The sequence below is a fragment of the uncultured Anaerovibrio sp. genome (genome assembly GCA_902786545.1).
In the GTDB taxonomy this organism is placed as follows: domain Bacteria; phylum Bacillota; class Negativicutes; order Selenomonadales; family Selenomonadaceae; genus Anaerovibrio.
Map to the genome: position 1 here is coordinate 1 of CADACU010000066.1, position 6,478 is coordinate 6,478.

At 44.6% G+C, this 6,478-nt stretch carries 7 protein-coding genes; 1 reads left to right on the forward strand and 6 read right to left on the reverse strand.

What is annotated here, in order from left to right:
* The 3 genes from QZV24_RS09735 to QZV24_RS09745 form a co-directional block, all read right to left on the reverse strand.
* The coding region (locus QZV24_RS09735; protein WP_294523336.1) for an AAA family ATPase at nucleotides 1–509 on the reverse strand (509 nt) is incomplete at its 3' end.
* Nucleotides 510–521: 12 nt separating this feature from the next.
* The gene (locus tag QZV24_RS09740; RefSeq protein WP_294523338.1) at nucleotides 522–1,157 is read right to left on the reverse strand and encodes a precorrin-8X methylmutase; all 636 of its coding nucleotides are present in this window, start codon (nucleotides 1,155–1,157) and stop codon (nucleotides 522–524) included.
* Nucleotides 1,158–1,284: 127 nt separating this feature from the next.
* On the reverse strand, nucleotides 1,285–2,736 hold the full coding sequence (locus tag QZV24_RS09745) for a carbon starvation protein A (protein WP_294523339.1): 1,452 nt from the start codon (nucleotides 2,734–2,736) through the stop codon (nucleotides 1,285–1,287).
* A 243-nt stretch (nucleotides 2,737–2,979) separates the two neighbouring features.
* On the opposite strand from QZV24_RS09745, the gene QZV24_RS09750 reads away from it, so the two are divergent.
* Nucleotides 2,980–3,369 carry a PleD family two-component system response regulator gene (locus QZV24_RS09750; protein ID WP_294523341.1) on the forward strand — a complete coding sequence of 130 codons (390 nt, stop codon included), beginning with the start codon at nucleotides 2,980–2,982 and terminating at the stop codon, nucleotides 3,367–3,369.
* A 148-nt stretch (nucleotides 3,370–3,517) separates the two neighbouring features.
* Here the strand turns inward: QZV24_RS09750 and QZV24_RS09755 are convergent, their stop codons facing one another.
* The 3 genes from QZV24_RS09755 to QZV24_RS09765 form a co-directional block, all read right to left on the reverse strand.
* Nucleotides 3,518–5,107 (reverse strand): cellulase family glycosylhydrolase, encoded by a 1,590-nt coding sequence (locus tag QZV24_RS09755; protein WP_294523343.1) that lies wholly within the window; start codon nucleotides 5,105–5,107, stop codon nucleotides 3,518–3,520.
* 123 nt (nucleotides 5,108–5,230) lie between these two features.
* Nucleotides 5,231–6,010, reverse strand: coding sequence for a cobalt-precorrin-6A reductase (locus QZV24_RS09760; RefSeq protein ID WP_294523345.1), 780 nt, complete (start codon nucleotides 6,008–6,010; stop codon nucleotides 5,231–5,233).
* On the reverse strand, nucleotides 6,007–6,478 hold a 472-nt coding region (locus tag QZV24_RS09765; protein WP_294523347.1), incomplete at its 5' end, for a precorrin-3B C(17)-methyltransferase. The genes QZV24_RS09760 and QZV24_RS09765, both read right to left, overlap by 4 nt.

Here is a 6,478-nt window from a genome sequence, read left to right on the forward strand (position 1 = left end):
AGTTGTTCCATCGCCTCCCGGATAATGCGTTCATGATTATCCGAGCCCAAGCGATTTAAAATCACCCCAGCCAGCCGTACAGATGGGTCATAATCCCGAAAGCCCAAGGCCAAGGCTGCAGCCGATGCTCCCATGGATTTACAGTCAATCACCAATACCACCGGTGCCTCCAACAATTTCGCCACTTCCGCCGTGGAGCTTATTCCCTTATTACCGCCGTCATATAATCCCATTACCCCTTCGATAAGAGCCATATCGGCTGTTTGTCCGTTATTGGCGAAAACCTCCCGCATCACTTCCTTGGGCATCAGCCATGAATCCAAATTATGTGATGGCTGGCCGCTGATCAGGCTGTGATACCCCGGGTCAATATAATCAGGGCCCACTTTATACGGCTGTACCTTCAGCCCCTTATCCTTTAACGCAGCCAACAGCCCCGTCACAATTGTGGTTTTTCCCGATCCGCTTTTTGTAGCGGCAATTACCAGTCTGGGAATGTTACATTCCATTGATAACACTCCTTATACCCTGTTGTTGTCAATAATATACATAATGGCATTTATTACTGATGCAGCAATCGGGCTGCCTCCCTTGGTCCCCTCTACGGTAACATATGGGACCAACTTGTTGGTGGCCAGAGCTTCCTTGGAGTCGGCCGCGCCCACAAATCCTACCGGAATGCCCACAATCAATGCGGGGCGAATTTCCTCTTCCCTCATCATCCGAAGCACCTCATACAGGGCAGTAGGTGCATTACCCACCGCCACAATGGCCCCATTCAGGTCTTTGCCAAAGCTTTGCATAGCAGCCATAGACCGGGTGATGCCTTTTTCATTGGCCAGAGCAATTATTTCCGGTTCAGCCACCCGACAAAACACCTCACCGCCAAAAGTAGCCAGCTTTCGTTTGTTGATACCTGTCCGGACCATTTCCACATCGGTGTATATGTTGCAGCCTGATTGAATAGCTTTCTTTCCCGCTGAAATAGCCTCCGAGTGCAGCTTTATAATCGGTGCATATTCCACATCCCCTGCCGCGTGAATAATTCGGGAATACACCTTGGTTTCCTCATCATTCAGGTTTAAATCTGCCAGGTATGGAGCGATTATCTCCATACTTTTATTTTCTATCTCCATAGGCTGTTTGATGTAATCCATTCCAAAACCTCCCACATATGTGCTACCGATACCTTTTAGCTATAATTAACATACAGATAAATTATAAGCCCCATTCAGCAAGCACGCAAGTGCCTGTTGAATAGGGCTTTAAAACTCACATTATTTGTTATTCATTTTCCGAAAACGAATCGTTATGAAGTACCTTCTTTACAAAGAGCAGCACACATACCACGGCAAATACTATCCCTGCCGGATAACTTATGGAGGTACCTAATTGTAAGCCTTCCTTAGCCTGCAGAATATAAGTAAAGGTTACCGCTGACATAAAGGTAGCCGGAATCGCCGCCATAAGCCAGGCTTTGCTATCCTTTTTGGTCCGATACAGATAAGTTGCACCAGTCCACAGAACAATCATGGCCAGAGTCTGATTGGTCCAGGAAAAATACCGCCAAATTATATCAAAGTTCATCTGGGACAGTAAACCACCGATACCCAATAACGGTACAGCAAACAACAATCTCTTTAATGCCTTGGACTGAGCTACGCCAAACCAGTCAGCCAAAGTCAGACGGGCACTGCGGAAAGCTGTATCACCGGAAGTAATTGGGCAGGCAATAACACCCAGCATAGCCAAAGTAGCACCAATGTAGCCGGTCATACTGCCGTCGCCGCCCATAAAACCAACGCAAATATCATAAACTACCGTACCAGCACCGCCAGCAGCCATTGCTTTGGCCAGTCCGCCAGTACCATCATAGAAGGTAACACCGGCTGCGGCCCAAATCAGGGCAATAATACCTTCGGCCACCATGGCACCATAGAATACCGAACGGCCCAAACGCTCTGTTTTTAGACAACGGGACATAATTGGTGACTGCGTAGAATGGAAACCGGAAATCGCACCGCAGGCTACTGTAATAAACATCAGTGGCCAAATCGGCATTGCATCACCTTTTGGATGGAGATTAGCCAACTGCATTTCCGGCATAATATGGTCACCAACACCAAACAGCATACCGCACATTATCCCCAACGCCATAATGATAAGGCAGGCACCAAACAGTGGATAAAAACGGGCAATCAACACATCAATTGGCAGCAAGGTTGCCAAGAAATAATACAACAATACGCAAGGCAATACGACGGTAACTGCCACACCGGTCAGCTTGGCCAACAGTCCGGCCGGACCAGTCATAAATACAGTACCAACTAATACCAGCAAAACAACGGAGAAGATACGCATGATAAACAGCATAGTTCCGCCCATATGATGACCAACTACTTCGGAAATACTCCGACCGTCTTCCCGCAAAGAAATCATACCAGACAAATAGTCATGGACACCGCCGGCAAAAATTGTACCAAGCACGATCCAAAAGTACACTGCCGGCCCCCAAAGTGCTCCACCCAATGCACCAAATATCGGACCAAGCCCGGCAATGTTCAGCAGCTGAATCATAAACACCTTCCAGGTAGGAAGTGGAATGTAATCAACTCCATCATCATGAACAACCGCCGGTGTAGGATTGTCGGTAGGCCCGAAGGCGTTATCCACAATCTTTGAGTACACCATGAAGCCTACAATTAAGGCTGCCAAGGCACATAAAAAAGTAATCATTTGAGTTCATTCCTTCCCCTTTTTAATTCAGTAAATGATTAAACCCACTCACAGCTGTACTTATTCGATATAAATTTATTTTATCCTGCCTATATAAAAAAATAATAGATGTATACAAAAAAAAATTTTACCCATATAAAATCTTTCTGCATTTCACAAAGGAATATTCTTATCTGGATAGAATATATTACAAGGAGAGAATGTGTGCATCTATAACAATCTTTGGTTAGGTGGCGATAAATAATGGAAACGACCGTATCAGACGCGAAGAAGAAAATCCTTATAATCGACGATGCTGATGTAAATCAGCTTCTTTTAGCCCGAATGCTGGAAGAATATGAGGTAATCAATGCTTATGATTACAAGCAGGGAATGGAACGATTGCGGGATAATGCCGATGCCATATCTCTTATCATCTTAGACCTTGTGCTTCCTGACGAGAATGGGATAGAGCTTTTGGAAAAAATCAAATCCAACGATGCTACCAAGGACATTCCGGTAATTGTAATGAGTGCCCAGGTACAGATGGAGCAAAAAGTTCTTGATATGGGGGCAGTGGAATTTTGGAAGAAGCCATTCTACAAGGCTACAGAAGTCCAGGCCCGCGTTGCCAATATCTTAAACGCTAAATAAAACTACACAAAAAGGCAGCTGCCACTTTATGGCAACTGCCTGTCAAACATAGTGAATAATATACTTATTAGGACTGGCAGATTCATCTGCCGGTCCTTTTTGTCTGCCCCTGTCCAAAAATCACCCAAAATCTACCCTCTTGCTTTTTTTACTGAACTGTTACCTCAACTGTTGAACCAATCGAACCATTGCCCTGAATTCCAAAATCTACAGCCCCACCCGGCTCAATAGACGAATTCCATGCCATTGGTGTGATTACATAATAGTCACCCTCTTCGGCAATATTTACACACCAGCTTGAATCAATCTTTACATCCTTCTTGTTGACCTTAACTGTCCATGTATTAACCTTAGTAGATGAATTATTCTTTACTTTAACTAATACCTGATAACCTGAACCCCAATTATTGATTGTGTACTCAGCCTTTAAGCCATCAACTGCCGGTTTCTTTGATGATACAGGAGTAGAAGCTGGCTGTTGTGTTGAAGTGGGTGTTTCGGCCGGTTTAGGTGTTGGAACCACCTTACCACTAATAGTCGCTGGTGTCCCATCAACATGCTTCATAATTGCACTGATAATTTCTGGCACCGTCCACTGTAATGTAGCTCTATCAATGTATCTGTGGCACTCACCATCTGAACCTGCTGAGTTGTTATCATAGATATTATTATCCCAGAGAATCATGGCAACATTGCTGTATTTAGCCGCTGTTCCCCAATAATAATCAGCCCACTTTACACGGTCTGCTCTATTATTCCTGTTTGTTGCACTTGTCTCACCAACCACCACGGGAACATTCTTGGATAAGAACTTGGAGTTAAGGTCATTGAAAAATGAATCAATATCTCCCTTGTTGCTATCATCGAACCTTGTCGTGTAGTTACCACTTGCAAGAGCGAAATAATACGGAATGTAAGCATGAACCGACAGGATCAATCTATTTGAGGCAGAATCCTTTGGCATTGCAAATGTGTCGGTCATACATCCCTCGATGGATGCATCATAGCCTGGAACCATAACGCATCTTGTGGCGTTGTTTCCACCTGTTGCCCTGATAGCATCAAGTGCAACCTGGTTGTAATCATTGATGCAGGCAACTGCTTCTTTGATATCTGCGCTTGGATTATTTCTCGGGAACCACCACTCCTCGCTGTGACCAACCAGTCTTGGCTCATTCATTGTTTCAAAAATAAGATGGTAATCATAATCCTTGAACTCGTTTCCAATCTGTGTCCAAACAGACTTAAAGTAAGCCTCTGAACGACTCTTATTGGCATTATTGGGAACATAGAAGCAATAATTGTCGTTAATGTCATGATGTGTATTGAGAATTACATACATATCATTTTCAATACAATAATCAACCACCTCATGAACTCTATTCATAAAGAAATCAGGAATCTGATAATCAGTCCCTGTTGTGTACTGTCCCCAGGAAACAGGAATGCGAACTGTATTGAAGCCTGCTTCTGCAACGGCGTCAATTAGTGCTTTTGTTGTTTTGGGATTTCCCCAGTATGTCTCATTTGAGCTTGTATATAGGAAATTTGCCTTCTGACCATACGAGTCCAAGCTGTTGCCAATATTCCAGCCTACTGTCATGTCTGAGACAACCTGGGCAGCTGTTTTGTTTGTCCCGCTGACAGCATTTGCTGTTTGTCCGGGAGCTGTTGTTACGACGATTATTAAAGTTAACACCAACGATAACAAACCCTTAATTATTTTAACATTATGCATTTGGATGCATCTCCCTTCGTATTACTGTCTCGACATGCATATATAATAATTTAAGGAAAAAGCAGAGTCCAACGGCTCTGCTTTCTTTATCATTGTACAAATTTCACCAACAATCCATCAATATCATTTCCGCTGAAATACCTTTTCCTTTTTCCAAATAAATTCTAACACACCCTCGAAACTATCAGTGACATTGGTATAATCCACCTTTGGACGGTCAATAACCACCAAAGGCAGGTTCAGTTCCTTTACAGCGGCGAATTTGGTATCGGCTCCCCCCAATTTCCCACTATTTTTTGTTACTACCACATCAGCCTCATATTTTATGAAGAGCTCCTTGTTAAGCTCCTTGGAAAATGGTCCCTGCATGGCAATGATATTATCCGGGGTAAAACCTAACTCCCGGGCTTCTTTTATGACCTCCGGCTCCGGCAATATCCGGCAAACTATCCGTTTATCAGCCAATGCGTCCGAATGAGCAAAAATGGGCAGGCTACGGCTGCCAGTAGTCAGGAACACATTTTTTCCCAATTCACCGGCCTTTTGAGCTGCTTCTTCATAATTATTTACATAATAGGCTTTATGATATTCCAACTGACTGGTATCCCGTTCAAACCGGATATAAGGCACCCCCACCTGCGCGCAGGCCTTCATGGCATTGGCGGAAATATTGGCTGCGTAGGGATGACTGGCATCCACAAAGCATTTCACACCATTCGCCTGAAAATACTCCACCATTCCAGCTTCATCCAAGGGCTGGTCATTCACCTTTATCCCCTTGTAGGCCCGAAGCAGCTCCTGTCCATATTGACTTACCACTGAAGCCGTCACTTCATACCCATGGTCCAGAATATATCCCGCCAAATCCCGGCCATCCCGGGTGCCTGCCGCTACAAAAATCATACCTTATAACCTCTTGGTGTTACCATATAGCCATCCTTAACATAGGTATGACTGTTACCAATTATCACGATGGAAAACATACCGATTTCTTCCTCAGTAAAATGGGCTAAATCAGAAATAACACACTTTTCCTGCTCACGACTGGCCCCGGTTACAATTCCTACCGGAGTGGTCGGTTTCCGGCTATCCAGCAAAATTTTCTGTACTGATTCAATATAATCCGGACGGGATTTGCTCTTTGGATTGTATAAGGCAATGACAAAATCCCCTTCACCAGCCAGCCGCACCCGCTTTTGAATAAGCTCCCATGGAGTCAGCCAGTCACTGAGACTGATAACGGCGAAATCATGCATCAATGGGGCGCCCAAGACCGAAGCCGCCGCATTTACAGCTGATACTCCGGCTACTGTACCACCAAATTCCGGGCGTTTTTCCACCGGATACTGCAGCACCAGCTCCAAAACCAGT